The organism is Streptomyces sp. NPDC102514 (assembly GCF_055584525.1).
On the sequence record NZ_JBVJLW010000033.1, the window covers coordinates 23927 to 40098 of the forward strand.

A 16172-nucleotide genomic window follows, 5' to 3' on the forward strand; every position below is an offset into this window, starting at 1 on the left:
GCGGGATCGGTCGGGACTCCTGGATCGGGACTGGAGCAGTCGCGCCGGGCGGTACCGGTTCCGCCACGGCGCAGAAGTGCGACGCACCGGGTTCGACCGGCGGGGTGGAGCGCGAGTTGTAGCGGTGCGGGGCCCGTTACGCGGCTGTGGCAGGGGGGTGATTTGTGCCGGTTTCGGGTTCACCTGGATGACGGCCGTAGGACGCCGGGTGTGCCCCGGGTGCGCCCCGGGCGTGCTCGGGGTGCCGGGGACGAAATCCAACAGGCGTGTTCCTGCGAAAGCTCAGAGGCGGCGGCGAGGCATCTGGCTGACATGGGCATGACCCGCTGCCGACGGCCGCGACAGGGGTTACGGCAGGAGCCACGCAACCCACGGAGGAGCGATCATGCGGGATATTTTCGAGATCCTGGAGAGCCAGGTCACGGACAACGCCAAGAACGCCGTCGAGATGTACGCGAAGGAACTCCCCGAATACCACCGTGCGCACAACGACGCGAGACTCTACGACGCGATCATGGAATTCGCGGTCTCCATCCGCCGCCGCACCGTCTTCCTCGCCCGGGAGGGAGTCCCGCTCTCGGGCGAGGACCTGTCCTTCATCGCGTCGATCGGCCAGGACCGCGGGGCGAAGGGATTCTCCGAATCGTCCCAGCAGAACGCCCTCACGCTGCACACCAGCTCCATGCTGCGGGAGATCAGCGAGGCGCCCGCCACGCACGACATGGACGGCCTGCTGCGCATGGTCACCTGGTTCTCCGCACAGGCCGGAACGGCCCGCAGCGCCTACGTGCGCGGCTTCGAGAAGGGGCGCTCCCGTGCGCTGTCGGCGGTGGCGCGGGTCCAGACGTGCGCGAAGATGCTGCTGGCCGACGACCCCGCGGCCCCCGACGTCGTCCGGGACCTGGGCCTGCCTTGCCCCGGCCGCTACGCCGTCACCGTGCTGCGGTTCCCGGCGTCACGCCCCCTTCCGGACGGCGGGAGACGTGCCGCGCTGCTCGAACCGTTCGTCCTGAACCATCGGGTGCCCATGCTCTGGCTGCGGCCGGAGGAATTCGTCGCGCTGGTCCCGGCCGACGACCCGGACCCGGCCGCGGTGGACCGGCGCGTCCTCGCACTCGCCCGGGACTTCTCGGCGGCCGTCGGACTGCCGTGCGCCGTCGGCACGGCCACCGGAGCGGTCGCCGCGCTGGCCGAGACCGCCCGGACGGCCGCACTGGTCAGCAGGGCCGCGCCCGTCACCGGTTCCCCCGACCGCGCCTGCACGGCCGCCGACGTCTTCGTCGAGATGGGGCTCGTGCAACTGCCCCAGCTCGACGACTGGTTACGCGACCTCACCAGACGTCTGGCGGAGGGCCCCGATCTCGTGGCGACGCTGGACGCCTACTATCGCGCCGACATGAACCGGCTGCGGGCCTCCGCCGCGCTGCACGTCCATCCCCGCACCCTGGACTACCGGTTGCGCCGGGTACGGGCCCTGACCGGCGTGGACCCCGGCTCCACCAAGGGGGTCCGCCTTCTCAGTACCGCCGTCACCCGGGTGCGGGCCGGCGCCTGGGGTTGAGTGCCGCCGCGTGGCGCACGCCGCGCATGGCGAAGGCGGCGGCCCGGGGATCGGGGCCGCCGCCTTCGCGTACGGGGGTTTCGCCGGCCCCGCTGGGAGGTCGGTTCTTTGGCTGCGGGTGCGTCGTGGCTGGTCGCGCAGTTCCCCGCGCCCCTTACGGGCCGGGCCCTAGCGGGCCGGCCGCGCCTCTGACGGGCCTCGCCCTAGTGGGTCGGGCTCAGTACCAGCCGTTGGACTGCCAGAAGTTCCAGGCGCCGACCGGGCTGCCGTAGCGGTCGTTCATGTAGTCGAGGCCCCACTTGATCTGGGTCTTCGCGCTGGTCTTCCAGTCGGAGCCCGCGGAGGACATCTTCGACGCGGGCAGGGCCTGGACCAGGCCGTAGGCGCCGGAGGAGGAGTTCGTGGCGTCGACGTCCCAGCCGCTCTCGTGCTCGACGATCTTCGAGAACGCCTTGTACTGGGCGTCGTCGTGGATCATCTTCTGCGCGATCGTCTTGGCCGACGCGGAGGAGGCCACCGTGGGGGTCGCGGCCTGGGCGGGGCCCGCCGCGATGACCATGCCGGCGGTGGCGGCCGCCACGGCGGCGCCGGTGAGGGCCTTCTTCGGGGTGGCGATGAGACGGATGCGGGTGGAGAAGGACACGGAGAACCTTTTCTTCGGGGACGGGACGGTCGCTCGTACGCCCTGACGTCCAGCCCTGGCATGCGGCGGCGCCGAGGCCCTGAGGGGCACGTCGGCGCCTTGCGACTCCACCAATGAACCAGGCCGGAAGCCTGTCCGCAATGACCCCTTTTGCTAGTTGTGGTCGTACCCGTCGCGAAAGGTCCCTCTGTGGCGTGGCTCTCAATCCGCAGGTCAGAGGCGGTTGGGCCGTGGTCATGACAAGGGGTGCGGTCTACGGTCGCGGTTAGTGGAGGACCAAGGTCCTGTGGGCCGCCTCACGAGATGCGCACGGTACGCGTGACCCCACGTAGTTGCGGCTTCTACAGCGTGCGGCCGGGTGGTGTGACCGGCGCCGCACCACCGTGGCCGCCATCGTGGTCACCGTCGGGCTCGCCGTCGGGATCCCCGAACGTGACCGGCGTCTCGAAAGCCGCCCTGCGCGTGGCCCGGCGGAGCGCCTTGAGGACCGTCGCGCCGAGAGTGAGGGTCAGGACGACCGTCACCGTGGCCCGGCCCAGGTCCCAGCCGAGCGAGGTGGCCAGGCAGTACGCGACGAACCGGGCCAGATTCGTGTGCACGGCGTCGTGCGCGTCGAAGGCCACGTTCGACGACAGCGCGTCCATGAAGGGCCAGCCCGCCAGATTCATGAACGTGCCGTACGCGAAAGCCGCCACGAAGCCGTACGCGGCCAGCATCGCCAGCTCGCCCCGGCCCCGCAGCCGGTCCGGGCCCGGCAGCAGCCCCGCGCCCATCGTGAACCAGCCCATGGACAGCATCTGGAACGGCATCCACGGCCCGACCCCGCCCGTGAGCAGCGCGGACGCGAACATCGTGACCGACCCGAGCACGAAGCCGAACCCCGGCCCCAGCACCCGCCCGCTCAGCACCATCAGGAAGAACATCGGCTCGATGCCCGCCGTGCCGGCCCCGATGGGGCGCAGCGCGGCCCCGGTCGCGGCCAGCACCCCGAGCATGGCCACGGCCTTGGGGCCGAGACCCGACTCGGAGATCGTCGCCGCGACGACCCCGACCAGCAGCACGAGCAGCCCCGCGAACAGCCAGGGCGCGTCCTTCGAGTGGGCGCCCACCTGCGAGGTCGGCCCGCTGAAGAAGGGCCAGGTCAGCGCGGCGAGCCCGATGGCACCGACCAGGACGAGGGTGGCGACGGAACGCGGGCCGAGCCGGATGGGGCGGGCCTGGGGCTGAGTCCGTGGCGGGGGGTGGCTGTCCATCACTGCGCGCCCCCTGCCGGTGGCGCGGACGCGCCGAGTGCCTCGCGCACCTGGGAGACCGTGAGCCACTTCTGCGGGGCGAGGACCTTGGTGACCTGCGGGGCGAACGACGGGGAGGCGACGACGACCTCCGCCGTCGGGCCGTCGGCGACGGGTTCGCCGTCCGCGAGGATGACGACCCGGTGCGAGAGTTCGGCGGCCAGCTCCACGTCATGGGTGGCCAGGACGATGGCGTGCCCCTCGGCCGCGAGCGCCCGCAGCAGCGTGACCAGCCGGGACTTGGCCGCGTAGTCGAGGCCGCGGGTCGGCTCGTCGAGGAGGATCAGGGGCGGCCGGGCCGTCAGGACGACCGCCAGGGCCAGCGTGAGCCGCTGCCCCTCCGACAGGTCGCGCGGATGCGTGTCGTCCTCGATGCCCGGCAGCAGTTCGGACACCAGGGCCCGGCAGGTGCCCGCCCCGGCCCCCGCGTCCGAGTCCGCCGCCGCGCACTCCCCGGCGACCGTGTCCGCGTACAGCAGATCGCGGGGCTCCTGCGGTACGAGGCCGACGTGCCGGATGAGGTCACCGGGTGCCGTGCGACGGGGCTGGAGCCCGCCGACGCGGACCGAACCCGCCGAAGGGGGGACGAGGCCGACGAGGGCGGAGAGCAGGGTCGACTTGCCCGCGCCGTTGCGGCCCATCAGCGCGACGGTCTCGCCGGGGGCGACGGACAGGGTGACGTCGTGGAGCACTTCGGTGCGGCCACGGCGGACGGCGAGGCCGGTGACCACCGCCGGGTGGGCGGTGACGGACGGCACCTCGGGCGGGCGCCTGCGGAAGAGCCTGGGACGGCGCGAGGTGGCCGCGGCACCCTCCACCGGGAGTGGGAGAGCGGGTACGGGGCCCTGGGTGCCCGGTCCCTCGTACGGGAGTGTCTGGAGGCGGTTGCGCAGGGGTCCCGCTCTGCGGCGGGCGTCCCGGACCGTGAGGGGCAGGGGGGTCCATCCGTCGAGCCGGCCCAGGGCGACCACCGGTGGGTACACCGGCGACACGGCCATGACCTCGGCCGGTGTGCCCAGCAGCAAGGGGGTGCCGGGGGAGGGGAGGAGGGCGACCCGGTCGGCGTACTGCACGACGCGTTCCAGGCGGTGTTCGGCCATGAGGACCGTCGTCCCGAGGTCGTGGACGAGGCGCTGGAGGACCGCGAGGACCTCTTCCGCGGCGGCGGGGTCGAGGGCCGAGGTCGGTTCGTCGAGGACCAGGACCTCGGGGTGCGGGGTGAGGACCGAGCCGATCGCGACCCGCTGCTGCTGTCCGCCGGAGAGTGTGGAGATGGGCCGGTCGCGCAGGTCGGCGAGGCCCAGCAGGTCGAGGGTCTCCTCGACGCGGCGGCGCATCACGTCCGGCGCGAGGCCCAACGACTCCATTCCGTAGGCGAGTTCGTCCTCGACCGTGTCCGTGACGAAGTGCGAGAGCGGATCCTGGCCCACCGTGCCGACCACGTCGGCGAGTTCGCGGGGTTTGTGCGTGCGCGTGTCACGGCCCGCGACCGTCACGCGTCCGCGCAGGGTGCCGCCGGTGAAGTGCGGAACCAGTCCGCTCACCGCCCCGAGCAGCGTCGACTTGCCCACCCCGGAAGGGCCGACCAGCAGCACCAACTCGCCCTCGGGGACGGTGAGTTCGATGCCACGGACGGTGGGCTCCGGCGCCCCGTCGTACGTCACGGAGACATCCTCGAAGCGGATCATGAGGGCTCCTTGCCGGTGGTACGGCTGTCCGAGGGGGCGGGGACGGGGGCGACGAAGGCGGGGAGGAGGCCGAGGAGGATGGCCGCGGCGGGCCACAGGGGAAGGGCCGGCGCGGTGAGGGGGACGACACCGGGGTGCAGGGCCGCGTAGGCCCACGCGTCGGTCGAGGCGTACAGGACGAGGAGCGCGGCGACGGCGGCGCCGGACGCGGCGACCAGCCATGCGCGTACGCCCCAGGAGTCCGGCCGGTACCGGGTGCGCAGCGAGCGGCGACCGCCCAGCCACAGGCCGCCGAGGGCGGCGGCGAGTCCGGCGAGCAGCACGGGCAGACCGTAGGTGCCGCCCTCCGCGGTGAGCAGACCGTACGTGCCCGCGCAGACCCCGACCAGACCGCCGAGGGTGAGGGCGGCGGTGGTACGGCGTACGCCCGGGGGCACCTCGGCGGAACGGCCGTACCCGCGCGCGTCCATCGCCGCCGCGAGGGCCACCGAACGCTCCAACGCGCCCTCCAGGACCGGCAGTCCGACCTGCAGCAGCCCGCGCAGACCGTGGTCGGGACGGCCGCGCAGCCGCCGGGCCGCGCGCAGCCGCTGGACGTCCGCGATCAGGTTCGGGGCGAAGGTGAGGGCGACCACGACGGCGACTCCCGCCTCGTACAGGGCGCCCGGGAGCGATTTGAGGAGGCGGGCCGGGTTCGCGAGGGCGTTCGCGGCGCCCACGCAGATGAGGAGCGTGGCGAGTTTCAGACCGTCGTAGAGGGCGAAGACCAGGCCTTCTGCGGTGACCCGGCCACCCACGCGGATGCCCTGCGCCCAGTCGGGGAGGGGGAGTTCGGGGAGCGTGACGAGGGTGTGCGTGCCCGGGATGGGCGAGCCGAGGAGGACGGCGAAGGCCAGCCGGATGCCGAGCACGGCGAGCGCGAGCTTCACGAACGCGCCGTAGGACCGGGCCCAGGGGGCCTCCGTCCGGCGCGCCGCCACCACGTAACCGGCGACGCCGACGAGGAGAGCCAGGAGGAGGGGGTTCGTGGTGCGGGACGCGGCCGTCCCCAGGCCCAGGGCCCAGATCCACCAGGCGCCGGGGTGGAGGGCGTTGGTACGGGTTGCCCGGGGGGCGCGGAGGCGGGACCAGGGGGTGGCGGGGCGCGCCGCCGGGGTTTCGGCCCCGCGAGCGCGGGCTGCGGCGGGGCGGTCGTGGGTTTTGGGCCGCCCGGTGTTCCTGGGGTGCTTGTCGGTGCTGGGCATCGGTCGTGTCCCGTCAGCCGCGGCGACGGCGGGACTGCCAGAGCGCGCCCGCGGCCAGGACGGCCACGGCGGCGATGCCGGTCAGCAGGCCCACCGAGGGTCCGCCGTCTCCCTCTCCGCCCCCGTCCCCGTCGGCGGGTTCGCTCGCCGCGCGGGGCGGTGGGGAGGTCTTGGCGTGGCCGCCGGTCGCCGCGTCGTCCGACACGGCCTCGCCGCAGCCCGTACGGGGGTAGCCCGCGATGGCGCACAGCAGGGCGTTCGTGTCGTAGCGCAGGGGCTTGGCGACGGCGGCGAGGGCGTCCGCGGTCGTCGCGTCCTCGTCGACGCGCGCGCAGGCCGTGCGCGGGCTCGGATCCGGCGGTGCCGAACCGGCCGGCGCGTCCTCGGCCGTACCGAAGTCGAGGACCAGCGCGACCCGCTTGGCGCCCTCCCGCGCGGGCGTCTTCGCGCAGATCGCCGCGAAACCGCTCTCACCGCGGGGCTTCGCCGAGTGCTTCGAGTCCTCGCTCACCGAGAACCGGAAGCCCTGGACGTCTCCGTCGGACGGCCGCGCGGTCGACGGGCCCTGGGGCGCGTACACCCACGTACCGCCGGTGGAATCGTGGTCCCAGAAGGACCAGTAGCGGTAGCCGACCGCCTGGGCTTGCCCCGCCGTGCCGAGTACGGCGAGCAGGAGGCCCAGGACCAGCAGGGCGCGCAGGGCCGGGCGGTCGAGGGTCACGGCTGCCGCTGCTTCTTGGTCCGGGTACTGAGGAGGAAGCCGACGCCGATGCCGCCGACCAGGCCGACCCCGACGATCCACCACACGCTGACCCCGCCGTCGTCCTCGCTCTCGTCCTGGGCGGCCTGCTCGTCGTCCTTGCCGTCCTTGTCGTCCTTGGCGGCGGCTTGTGCCGCCGGGCCGGTCGCGCCGAGCTGCTTCACCAGGTCGGCGCCGCCGAAGTCGCGCGGATCCGTACCCGTGGCGTGTGCGGCGAAGATCAGCTGCGCGTACGCGGCCGGGCCGCTCTCCGCCGCCCAGGGGCCGGAGTTCTTCTCCAGCCAGGCCAGCGGCTTGCCGGCGTCGGCCGTCCTGCCCGCCGCAGCGAGCGCGACGACCGTGTCGGCGGTGTTGCCGTGGTCGGGCTGGTCCTCGGCGCCCGCGAGGGCGGACTCCAGGTGCCCGGTCTTGGCGACCGCGCCGACGAGGTACGCGGCGCCGTCGGCCGCCGCCTGCTCCGGGGTGGGGGAGTCGCCGCCCGCGCACTCGGCGGCCGTGCCGGTGCCCGAGGGCGTGGTGGACTGTCCGTCGTCCTCGGGGTCCGTCACCAGACCCTCGCCGAGCGAGCCGAGCACGCCCGCGGCCGTGGCGTCGGCGTTCGCCGCGAGCTTGCCCTTCTTGTCGGGCTGGAAGGCGAAGGCGCCGCCTCCCTTGCCGTCCTTGCCGCAGGGGAGGGCGAGGGCGAGCAGGGCGTCGTACGGTGTCCGGTCGTCCTTGGACCGCAGGTCCTCGGTGTCGGTGTCCGCGGCCTCCAGGGCCCCGATCACGACGGACGTCGAGTTGGTGTCGCTGGCGCCGCCGGGCAGGTACCCCCAGCCGCCGTCCTCGTTCTGCACGGACTTCAGCCACTTCACGGCCGCACCGGTCACGGCGTCGTCGGCGTCGAGCGCGGTCAGGGCCTGGAGTGCGGCGCCGGTGCTGTTCGTGTCGACCTGCGTCTTGGCGTCGCACTTCGTGGCGGGGTCCGCGCGGTAGGCCGCGAAGCCGCCGTCGGCGCACTGCTGTCCGGTGAGCCAGTCGACGGCCTTAGCCGCGGGCCGCACGTCCACGGTGTGCTGGGCGAGCAGCGCCAGCGACTGCCGCCAGACACCGTCGTACGTGGGGTCGGTGCTGCCGTACAGACCCGAGGGGAGCGCGGGGGACGGGGACGCGGAGGGTGACGCGTCGGCGAGGGCGGCCGGCGCGAACGCCGTGCCGATCACGGCGGTGGCGGCCAGTACCGCGGCGCTGCGGCGGACAAACATGATCGGCGGGTGCCTCTCTGTACTCAGCGGTTCGCCGACGGGGGTGCCCCTTCGGCTCTCCCGGTGCGGGAGGAGCCGGGCAGCCCGGAGCCCCGGGCGGCTCGGCCCCGTATGCCTCGACGGTGCCGGTCACCGGCGGTCCGGTGACGCGAGCCGATCACGTTCCGCACGGGGCAATCCGGCTTGCCGCCCGCTGGGAACGGGGCGGCACACGGCTGCGGGTCAGCGCCGGATTTGCACCGGCTTCCCCCCGTACGGCTGTGATGGCGACCTGCTCACTGTACCGGCCCGTAGGAATGCGGGTGCCTGCCGGCGGAGCCCTCCGGGGTGGTTCGGGGGGTGGCTCGGCTGCGGGCCGGAGGGGGCCGGTCGCGCAGTTCCCCGCGCCCCTGGGGGGCGGGGGCGGTGCGAAGGTCCCGTGCCCCGGGGGGTGGGGCGGGGGTCGGATGGATCGGGGCGTAGCCCCGGCTTTCAGGGGCGCGGGGAACTGCGCGGCCAGCCCCCACCGGCCCGTACCCGGGACACGCCCCCTCAGCACCCCAACTGCGCCGGCAAGGCGGACGCGTGGGTGGGTTGGCAGAGGATGAGGGCCAGGTCGTCCTTGGGGGGTTTTGTCGTGTGGGTGAGGAGGCTGGTGTACAGGGTGTTCAGGGCCTCGTCGGGGAGGGGGTCCCTCAGGGCGTGGGTCGCTTCCGTGAGAAAGGGGAAGAGCGTGCCGTCGGGGGCACGTGCCTCCGTCAGGCCGTCGGTGTAGAGGAGGAGACGGTCGCCCGGCTGGAGGCGTACGCGGTACTGGAGGGGGTCGGGGCGCAGCCCCAACGGCAGTGTGGCGACGGCCGGTTCGAGCAGTTCCACCCGCTGGCCGGAGCGCAGCGGCGCGGGATGGCCGCAGTTGACCAGCCGGACCTCGCCCGGTGCGAACTCCGCGAGGAGCGCGGTGACGAAGTCCTCCGGGCCCAGGTCCGGTGCGAGACGCTGGTCCAGGCTGGCGGCGAGGGACGGCAGGTCGGGGACGGTGTGGGCGAGTTCGCGGAAGGCGGCCACCGTCTCGGCGGTCAGCCGGATGGCCTCCAGGCCGTGTCCGCGCACGTCACCGACGAGGACCCGCAGGCCGAAGGACGTCACGGCGACGTCGTACAGGTCTCCGCCGAGCCCCGACTCGCGCACGGCGCAGTGGTAGCGCGTGGAGACGTGCGTGCCGGCGAGGTTCCGGGAGAGCGGCCGCACGATGGCCTCCTGGGTGATCCGCGCGACCTCGCGCACCTCGGCGAGCCGCGCGAGGAGCCGGTCCCGCTGCCGCACGGCGTGCACGGTGAACCCGCAGCCGAGCAGCAGCTGCGTGAGGGTGACGGCGGGCGGGACGTGGTCCAGCAGGAGCGCGGGGGCGGCGATGAGCACGCAGATCGCCGAAGGCGCGAGGAGCCGCCCCTCGGAGAGCTGGCGGAGGTCGCCGGACGTGCCGCACCGGAGAGGCCGGCCGGGGCCGCGTAAGCGTCGCCACCGGCCGCGTCGGGTCTCCTTGCTGTCGCGGGTCATCCGCTCGTTCCGCCCTCTCCCCGCCCCTCTGGGCGGCCTTCGCGACGGCCTTCGCGCGACGGTCTCCGAATATCCCCTTCCGCTCCCGCACCGACAGGGTGTTGATCGGATCTCGACGCAATGTGTCCGCAAGTGACGGCGTGGGACCGAGTTCTTCCGCGCCGCGGGGGAGCGGTTCGAAGTGGCCCGCCGGCCGCGTCACACTGGCCGGGTTGCGCGATCCCGCGGGGCTCGCTCGTATGCCGTGCAGGGAACCGTGCGGGGAGGGGCGTTGCCGTGCCGGAGAACACGACGACCGAGGGGCGGTCGGGGAACCTGCCGCCGGAGACCCGGAGCTTCGTCGGCCGACGACGCGAACTGGCCCGGCTCGACGCGCTGCTGGACCCGGCGCGCGCGGGGCAGGGACGTCTGGTGACGCTCGTCGGGACCGGCGGCGTAGGCAAGACCCGGCTGGCCCTGAACGCCGCCCGCCGCGCCTCGCACCGGTACCCGGACGGCGTCTGGTTCGTGGAACTCTCGCCGCTGCGCGCCCGGGGCCTGGTGGGCTTCGCCGTCGTGGAGGCGCTGCGGCTCGCCGACCAGTCGACGTCCCCGGTGACCGAGGTGCTCGCCGACTGGCTGGCGGACAAGGAGGCGCTGATCGTCCTCGACTCCTGCGAACACGTGCTCCCCGACTGCGCCGACCTGGTCCGCGCCCTGCTGCCCGCCGCGCCCGGTGTGCGGTTCCTGGCCACCAGCCGGGAGCACCTGGGCCATCCGTCCGAACTCCGCGTGGCGACCGACCCGCTGCCGGTGGGGGACGGAGAGGATCCCGGTGGCCGGGGAGGAGGACGGCCCGGTGACGCGCTCGACCTGTTCGCCCAGCGGGCCGCCGAGGCACGCGCCGGTTTCGTGCTCGACGAGGACTCGGCGGGCCCGGCCGCCGCCGTCTGCCGCCGGCTGGACGGCATCCCGCTGGCCATCGAACTGGCCGCCGCCCGCCTCGGTGAGGTCTCCCTCGGTGAACTCGACGAACGGCTCGGCGAGCGGCTGCCGTCCCCGCTCGACCTCCTCGCGGCGGGACTCGACGAGGGGCCGCTGCGGCACCGCACCCTGCGCACGGCCATCGGCTGGAGCCATGAACTGTGCGCGCCTGTCGAGAGGTTGCTGTGGGCGCGGCTCTCCGTGTTCACCGGCGGCTTCGACCTGGCCGCCGCCGAGGACGTCTGCTCCGGCGGCCCCCTGCCCGCCGGACGGATCGCGGCCGTCCTGGAACGGCTCGTCGAGCAGTCGATCGTGCTGCGCCACCGCACGGACGAACGGCGCTTCCAACTCCTCGACAGCGTCCGGGACTTCGGCGGCGACTGGCTGCGCGCCCTCGGCGAGGAACGGACCCTGCGGCTGCGTCACCTCGACCACTACCGCAGCCTCGCACGCGGCGGCTGCACGGAGTGGAACACCGGCCGCCAACCGGCCTGGTGCGAGCGGGTGATCGCCGAACACGACAATCTCCGTGCCGCCATGGACTGCGCGCTGTCCGAGCGCGACGGCCCCACCGCCCTGCGCACGGCGGCCGACATGGGTTTCCTGTGGCGCCACTGCGGCTATCTGCGGGACGCGCAGCACTGTCTCGACCAGGTGCTCACCGCCGATCCGGCGCCCGGCCCCGACCTCGTACGGGCCCTGTGGGCGAGGGCCGCCGTCGCCCTCCTCCAGGGCGACCTGGACAGCGCCGAACGCTGGGCGGCGGTGTGCACGGCGGCGGCCGTGGAACAGGGCGACGCGGTGGCCGTCGTCGGCGCCGCGTACGTCACCGGCGGGCATCTGCTCCTGCGCGGGCGGCTCGGCGAGGCGCTGGTCGTCCTGGCCGCGGCCGAACCGCTCCCGGTCCGCGACGACTGGCTGGGCTCCGCGCAGCTCCAGGTGCGGCTCGCGCTCTCGCTGACCCACCTGCTGCGCGGGGACCTGGCCGGCGCCAGGGCGGTCGCCGACGAGGTCCGCGCGGAGAGCGTGCGGCGCGGCGAGCGCTGGGCGGGCGCCTTCGCCGACTGCTTCCTCGCCCAGATCGACCTGGCCGAGGGCGACCTGCCCGCGGCGACGCGCAACGCCCGTACGGCCGTCGCGGCGCACTCCCTGCTGAACAGCACGCTCGGTGTCGCCCACACCCTCGACATCCTGGCCTCGGCGGTGGTGGCGACCGGTGACGGGTGGCGCGCGGCCCGGCTCCTCGCGATCGGCCAGCGCATCTGGGAACGCCTCGGCAACGCCCAGATGCAGTCACCGGACCTGATCTCCGCGCGCCGCTCCTGCGAGGACCTGGTCCACGAGGAGATCGGCACCGAGGCCTACACGCGGGCGTACGCGGAGGGGCTGGCCATGTCGTACGAGCGGGGCATCGCCTACGCGGTGGAGGACTTCCACGAAACCTGACGAGCCGTCAAACCACTCTGTACGTGACCGGATCGCTGCCCGGTACCGGCTCCGCGCGGCCCAGTTTCACCAGGCGGCGCAGATGGGCCTCCGCCTCCGAGACGGCGATGTTCCGTGAGCCGTACGGGATGTCGGCCCAGGGGCGGTTCCACTCCATCCGTCGGGCGACCTGCCACACGGTGAGCGGGGTGGCGAGAAGGGTGAGGAGGCCGGTGAGGCGTTCCTCGTGGTGGTCCAGCAACTCCCGTACGCGGGACGGGGCGTCGGTGAAGGCGTGCAGATGGGCCGGGAGCACCTCGGCCGGTTCGAGGCCGCCGATCCGCTCCAGGGAGTCGAGGTAGTCGCCGAGCGGATCGGGTTCGCTGTCGTCGTCCGGGTCCTCGTACAGCCCGATGTGCGGGGTGATCCTCGGCAGGAGATGGTCCCCGGAGAACAGCCGCCCGTTGCCCGGCAGTTGGGCGGGATGCCTCTCCTCCAGATGGAGGCAGACATGGCCGGGTGTGTGGCCCGGGGTCCAGACCGCGCGCAGCCGCCGGCCGGCGAGATCAAGGAGTTCGCCGGGGACGATCTCCCGGTCGGGGAGCGCGGGGGAGAGGCCGGGGAGCCGGGAGCGGGCGGTGCGCAGCGGTGCCACATGCTCCTCGGGGGCGCCCGCGGCGGTCAGCTTGTCCGCCATGTACGTGAACCAGCGGCCGGGCCTGGTCTCGCGGGTCCGCCGCACGATGGCGATGTCGGCGGCGTGCATGGCCACCCACGCGCCCGACGCCTCGCGCACCTTGGCCGACAGGCCGTGGTGGTCGGGGTGGTGATGGGTGATCACCACGCCGTGGATCTCCCCGACGGCCGTCCCGCAGGCCGTCAGACCCTCGGTGAGCGCGTCCCAGGAGGCCGGATCGTCCCAGCCCGTGTCGATCAGCACCGGTCCGCGGTCGGTGTCCACGACGTACACGAGCGTGTTCCCGAGCGGGTTGTCCGGGATGGGGACCGCGATGGACCGTACGCCCCCGCCGTGATCGGTCACCTGTGGCATGGGCTCCCCTGTCGCCGACTCCCGGCCACTATAACTAGAACCGGTTCCAATGGGAGTGCTGTGCGCTCCGTGGACTCCTCCAAGTGGAACTGGTATCAGTTTCAGTGTCTGATGCACCGTCAGGAGTTGTCCTCGTTGTCCTCGGAGAGGCAGTCGGTCATGACCGAACTCGTGGAACACGCACAGCTGTTCATCGGCGGCGAGCTGACCGCTCCCAGCGGCCGGGACGTCATCGAGGTGGTCTCCCCGCACACCGAGGAGGTCATCGGCCGGGTGCCGCACGCCGCGCGGGAGGACGTCGACCGGGCGGTCGCCGCGGCACGCACCGCCTTCGACGAGGGGCCCTGGCCGCGGATGACCCTCGACGAGCGCATCGAGGTGGTCACCCGGATCAAGGACGCCATCGCCGTACGGCACGAGGAGATCGCCCGGGTCATCTCCTCCGAGAACGGCTCCCCGTACTCCTGGAGCGTCCTCGCGCAGGCACTCGGCGCGATGATGGTGTGGGACGCGGCGATCACGGTCGCCCGCGGCTTCACGTACGAGGAGACGCGCGACGGAGTGCTCGGGAAGATCCTCGTACGCCGTGAGCCGGTCGGGGTCGTGGCGGCCGTCGTCCCGTGGAACGTGCCGCAGTTCGTGGCCGCGGCCAAGCTCGCGCCCGCCCTGCTGACCGGCTGCACGGTCGTGCTCAAGCCGTCGCCCGAGTCGCCGCTGGACGCGTACATACTCGGCGAGATCACCAAGGAGGCCGGGCTGCCGGACGGCGTCCTGTCGATCCTGCCGGCGGACCGCGAGGTCAGCGAGTACCTCGTCGGGCACCCCGGGATCGACAAGGTCTCCTTCACCGGGTCGGTCGGGGCGGGCCGGCGCGTCATGGAGGTCGCCTCGCGCAACCTCACCCGCGTGACGCTGGAACTGGGCGGGAAGTCGGCGGCCGTGGTCCTGCCGGACGCGGACATCGGGACCGCGGTGCCGGGCATCGTCTCGGCGGCCTGGATGAACAACGGCCAGGCGTGTGTCGCCCAGACCCGCATCCTGCTGCCGCGCTCGCGCTACGACGAGTTCGCGGAGGCGTTCGCGGCGGCGGCGAACGCGCTGGTGGTCGGCGACCCGCTGGATCCCGCGACCCAGGTCGGCCCGCTGGTCGCGCGGCGGCAGCAGCAGCGCAACCTCGACTACATCCGCATCGGCCAGGAGGAGGGCGCCAAGATCCTCACCGGCGGTGGGCGGCCCGCCGGACTCGACCGCGGCTGGTACGTCGAGCCGACGCTCTTCGGCGACGTCGACAACTCCATGCGGATCGCCCGCGAGGAGATCTTCGGGCCGGTGATCTGCCTGCTCCCGTACGGCGACGAGGCGGAGGCCGTGAAGATCGCCAACGACTCCGACTACGGGCTGAGCGGGAGCGTGTGGACGGGGGATGTCGCGCGGGGCATCGACGTGGCGCGGCAGGTGCGGACCGGGACGTACTCCGTGAACACCTTCAGCCTCGACATGCTCGGTCCGTTCGGCGGCTACAAGAACTCCGGGCTGGGGCGGGAGTTCGGGCCCGAGGGGTACGGGGAGTACCTGGAGCACAAGATGATCCATCTGCCGGCCGGGTGGGAGGCCTGAGGATGGGGGACCGCTGGCGTGTGGAGGTCGACCGGTCGCTGTGCATCGGGTCGGCGCAGTGCACGCATGTCGCCCCTGCGGCCTTTCGTCTCGACTCCGCGATGCAGTCGCATCCCGCGGAGTCCGAGACGGACGCGAACGAGGAGATTCTGGAGGCGGCGGAGGGGTGTCCTGTGGAGGCGATCATGATTGCCCTGCTGGGCAGCGGGGAGACGGTGTTTCCTCCGGAGGAATGAGGGCGCCTGCGGCGGGCGGTGCGTGTGCGGCTGCGCCGGTGGGGGTGGACCCGAAAGATTGCGCAGTTCCCCGCGCCCCTTTGTGGTGCGGTGGTGCGAGGTGCGTCGTCGGGTGCGGGCCGGTGGGAACTGCGCAATCTTTCGGGCCCGCCGGCCCGCACCCGGGAACGCGCCATGGGGGCGGCCCCGCAGCGTCAGTCCCGGGGGGATGTCAGGTCGATGAGGCGGCAGACCGTTTCTATGTCGATCTTCACCTGGGCGATCGACGCGCGGCCGGAGAGCCAGGTGATCAGGGCCGAGTGCCAGGTGTGCTCGATCACGCGGACCGCGGAGAGCTGGGCCGGGGTCGGGTCGTCCAGGCCCATCGCGTCGAGGATGATCACCGTCGTCTGGCGGGAGACCTGGTCGACCTCCGGACTGACGCTGCGGTCCGCGAACGTGAGCGCGCGGACCATCGCGTCCGCGAGATGCGGCTCGCGCTGCAGCGCGCGGAACGCCCGCATCAGCGTCTCCGCCACCCGCTCCGCCGCCGTGTCCCCCGTCGGCGGCTTCTTGCGGAGCGTGCCGTGCATATGAGCCAGCTGGTCCTGCATGGTCGCGACCAGCAGATGCACCTTCGACGGGAAGTAGCGGTACAGCGTGCCCAGGGCCACCTGGGACGACTCCGCGACCTCCCGCATCTGTACCGCGTCGAAGCCGCCCCGGCTCGCCAACTGCGCGCTCGCGTGCAGGATCCGCCGCCGGCGCGCCTCCTGGCGCTCGGTGAGCGGGGGAGTGACCGGCTGCGCGGCCCGTACGGGCGGCTGCGCGGCCTTCGCCGCAGTCTTGGCTTCCGCAGACATGGATCCCGTTCCGTGACGTTCGTACAACAGAGGGCGGTGGGGCGGGCGGGGGCGGGTCGGGTGACAGCAG

The 16172-nt window shown here is 73.3% G+C and carries 13 protein-coding genes and 1 riboswitch; of the genes, 4 read left to right on the top strand and 9 right to left on the bottom strand.

Features of this window, described 5'->3' with window-relative positions; translation table 11 throughout:
* Positions 1–385: 385 nt before the first annotated feature.
* Positions 386–1561: a PucR family transcriptional regulator gene (locus tag ACZ60E_RS43575; protein WP_469447906.1), complete on the top strand. Its 1176-nt coding sequence runs from the start codon at positions 386–388 to the stop codon at positions 1559–1561.
* Positions 1562–1778: 217 nt separating this feature from the next.
* On the opposite strand, the gene ACZ60E_RS43580 is transcribed toward ACZ60E_RS43575, so the two are convergent.
* The 7 genes from ACZ60E_RS43580 to ACZ60E_RS43610 form a co-directional block, all read right to left on the bottom strand.
* Positions 1779–2204, bottom strand: coding sequence for an aggregation-promoting factor C-terminal-like domain-containing protein (locus ACZ60E_RS43580; protein ID WP_384807530.1), 426 nt, complete (start codon positions 2202–2204; stop codon positions 1779–1781).
* Positions 2205–2545: 341 nt separating this feature from the next.
* Positions 2546–3457, bottom strand: a complete 912-nt coding sequence (locus tag ACZ60E_RS43585; protein ID WP_469447909.1) for an ECF transporter S component — start codon at positions 3455–3457, stop codon at positions 2546–2548.
* Positions 3457–5184, bottom strand: a complete 1728-nt coding sequence (locus ACZ60E_RS43590; RefSeq protein WP_469447911.1) for an ABC transporter ATP-binding protein — start codon at positions 5182–5184, stop codon at positions 3457–3459. Before ACZ60E_RS43590 ends, ACZ60E_RS43585 begins: the two co-directional genes overlap by 1 nt.
* A complete protein-coding gene (locus tag ACZ60E_RS43595) occupies positions 5181–6428 on the bottom strand; it encodes an energy-coupling factor transporter transmembrane component T (protein WP_384807534.1) in 1248 nt (415 codons plus the stop codon). The genes ACZ60E_RS43590 and ACZ60E_RS43595 overlap by 4 nt, the downstream gene beginning before the upstream one ends.
* A 13-nt stretch (positions 6429–6441) precedes the next feature.
* Complete coding sequence (locus tag ACZ60E_RS43600; protein ID WP_469447913.1) at positions 6442–7149, bottom strand: SCO2322 family protein; 708 nt, start codon at positions 7147–7149, stop codon at positions 6442–6444.
* Positions 7146–8432, bottom strand: coding sequence for a prenyltransferase/squalene oxidase repeat-containing protein (locus ACZ60E_RS43605; RefSeq protein ID WP_469447915.1), 1287 nt, complete (start codon positions 8430–8432; stop codon positions 7146–7148). The genes ACZ60E_RS43600 and ACZ60E_RS43605 overlap by 4 nt, the downstream gene beginning before the upstream one ends.
* Positions 8433–8603: 171 nt before the next feature.
* A riboswitch (cobalamin riboswitch) is annotated at positions 8604–8682 on the bottom strand.
* A gap of 281 nt (positions 8683–8963) precedes the next feature.
* Positions 8964–9968, bottom strand: coding sequence for a PP2C family protein-serine/threonine phosphatase (locus ACZ60E_RS43610; protein WP_469447917.1), 1005 nt, complete (start codon positions 9966–9968; stop codon positions 8964–8966).
* 276 nt (positions 9969–10244) lie between these two features.
* Between ACZ60E_RS43610 and ACZ60E_RS43615 the strand changes: the two genes are divergently transcribed.
* Entirely contained in the window at positions 10245–12377 is a 2133-nt protein-coding gene (locus ACZ60E_RS43615; RefSeq protein WP_469447919.1) for an ATP-binding protein, read from the top strand.
* A 7-nt stretch (positions 12378–12384) separates the two neighbouring features.
* On the opposite strand, the gene ACZ60E_RS43620 is transcribed toward ACZ60E_RS43615, so the two are convergent.
* Complete coding sequence (locus ACZ60E_RS43620; RefSeq protein WP_469447921.1) at positions 12385–13407, bottom strand: MBL fold metallo-hydrolase; 1023 nt, start codon at positions 13405–13407, stop codon at positions 12385–12387.
* Positions 13408–13566: 159 nt separating this feature from the next.
* Here ACZ60E_RS43620 and ACZ60E_RS43625 point away from each other — a divergent pair, with 159 nt between their 5' ends.
* The gene (locus ACZ60E_RS43625; RefSeq protein ID WP_469447923.1) at positions 13567–15024 is read left to right on the top strand and encodes an aldehyde dehydrogenase; all 1458 of its coding nucleotides are present in this window, start codon (positions 13567–13569) and stop codon (positions 15022–15024) included.
* Between the two features lie 2 nt (positions 15025–15026).
* The gene (locus tag ACZ60E_RS43630; RefSeq protein ID WP_384807548.1) at positions 15027–15260 is read left to right on the top strand and encodes a ferredoxin; all 234 of its coding nucleotides are present in this window, start codon (positions 15027–15029) and stop codon (positions 15258–15260) included.
* Between the two features lie 194 nt (positions 15261–15454).
* Here ACZ60E_RS43630 and ACZ60E_RS43635 read toward each other — a convergent pair whose 3' ends face one another.
* Positions 15455–16102, bottom strand: a complete 648-nt coding sequence (locus tag ACZ60E_RS43635) for a TetR family transcriptional regulator (protein WP_469447926.1) — start codon at positions 16100–16102, stop codon at positions 15455–15457.
* Between the last annotated feature and the right edge of the window lie 70 nt (positions 16103–16172).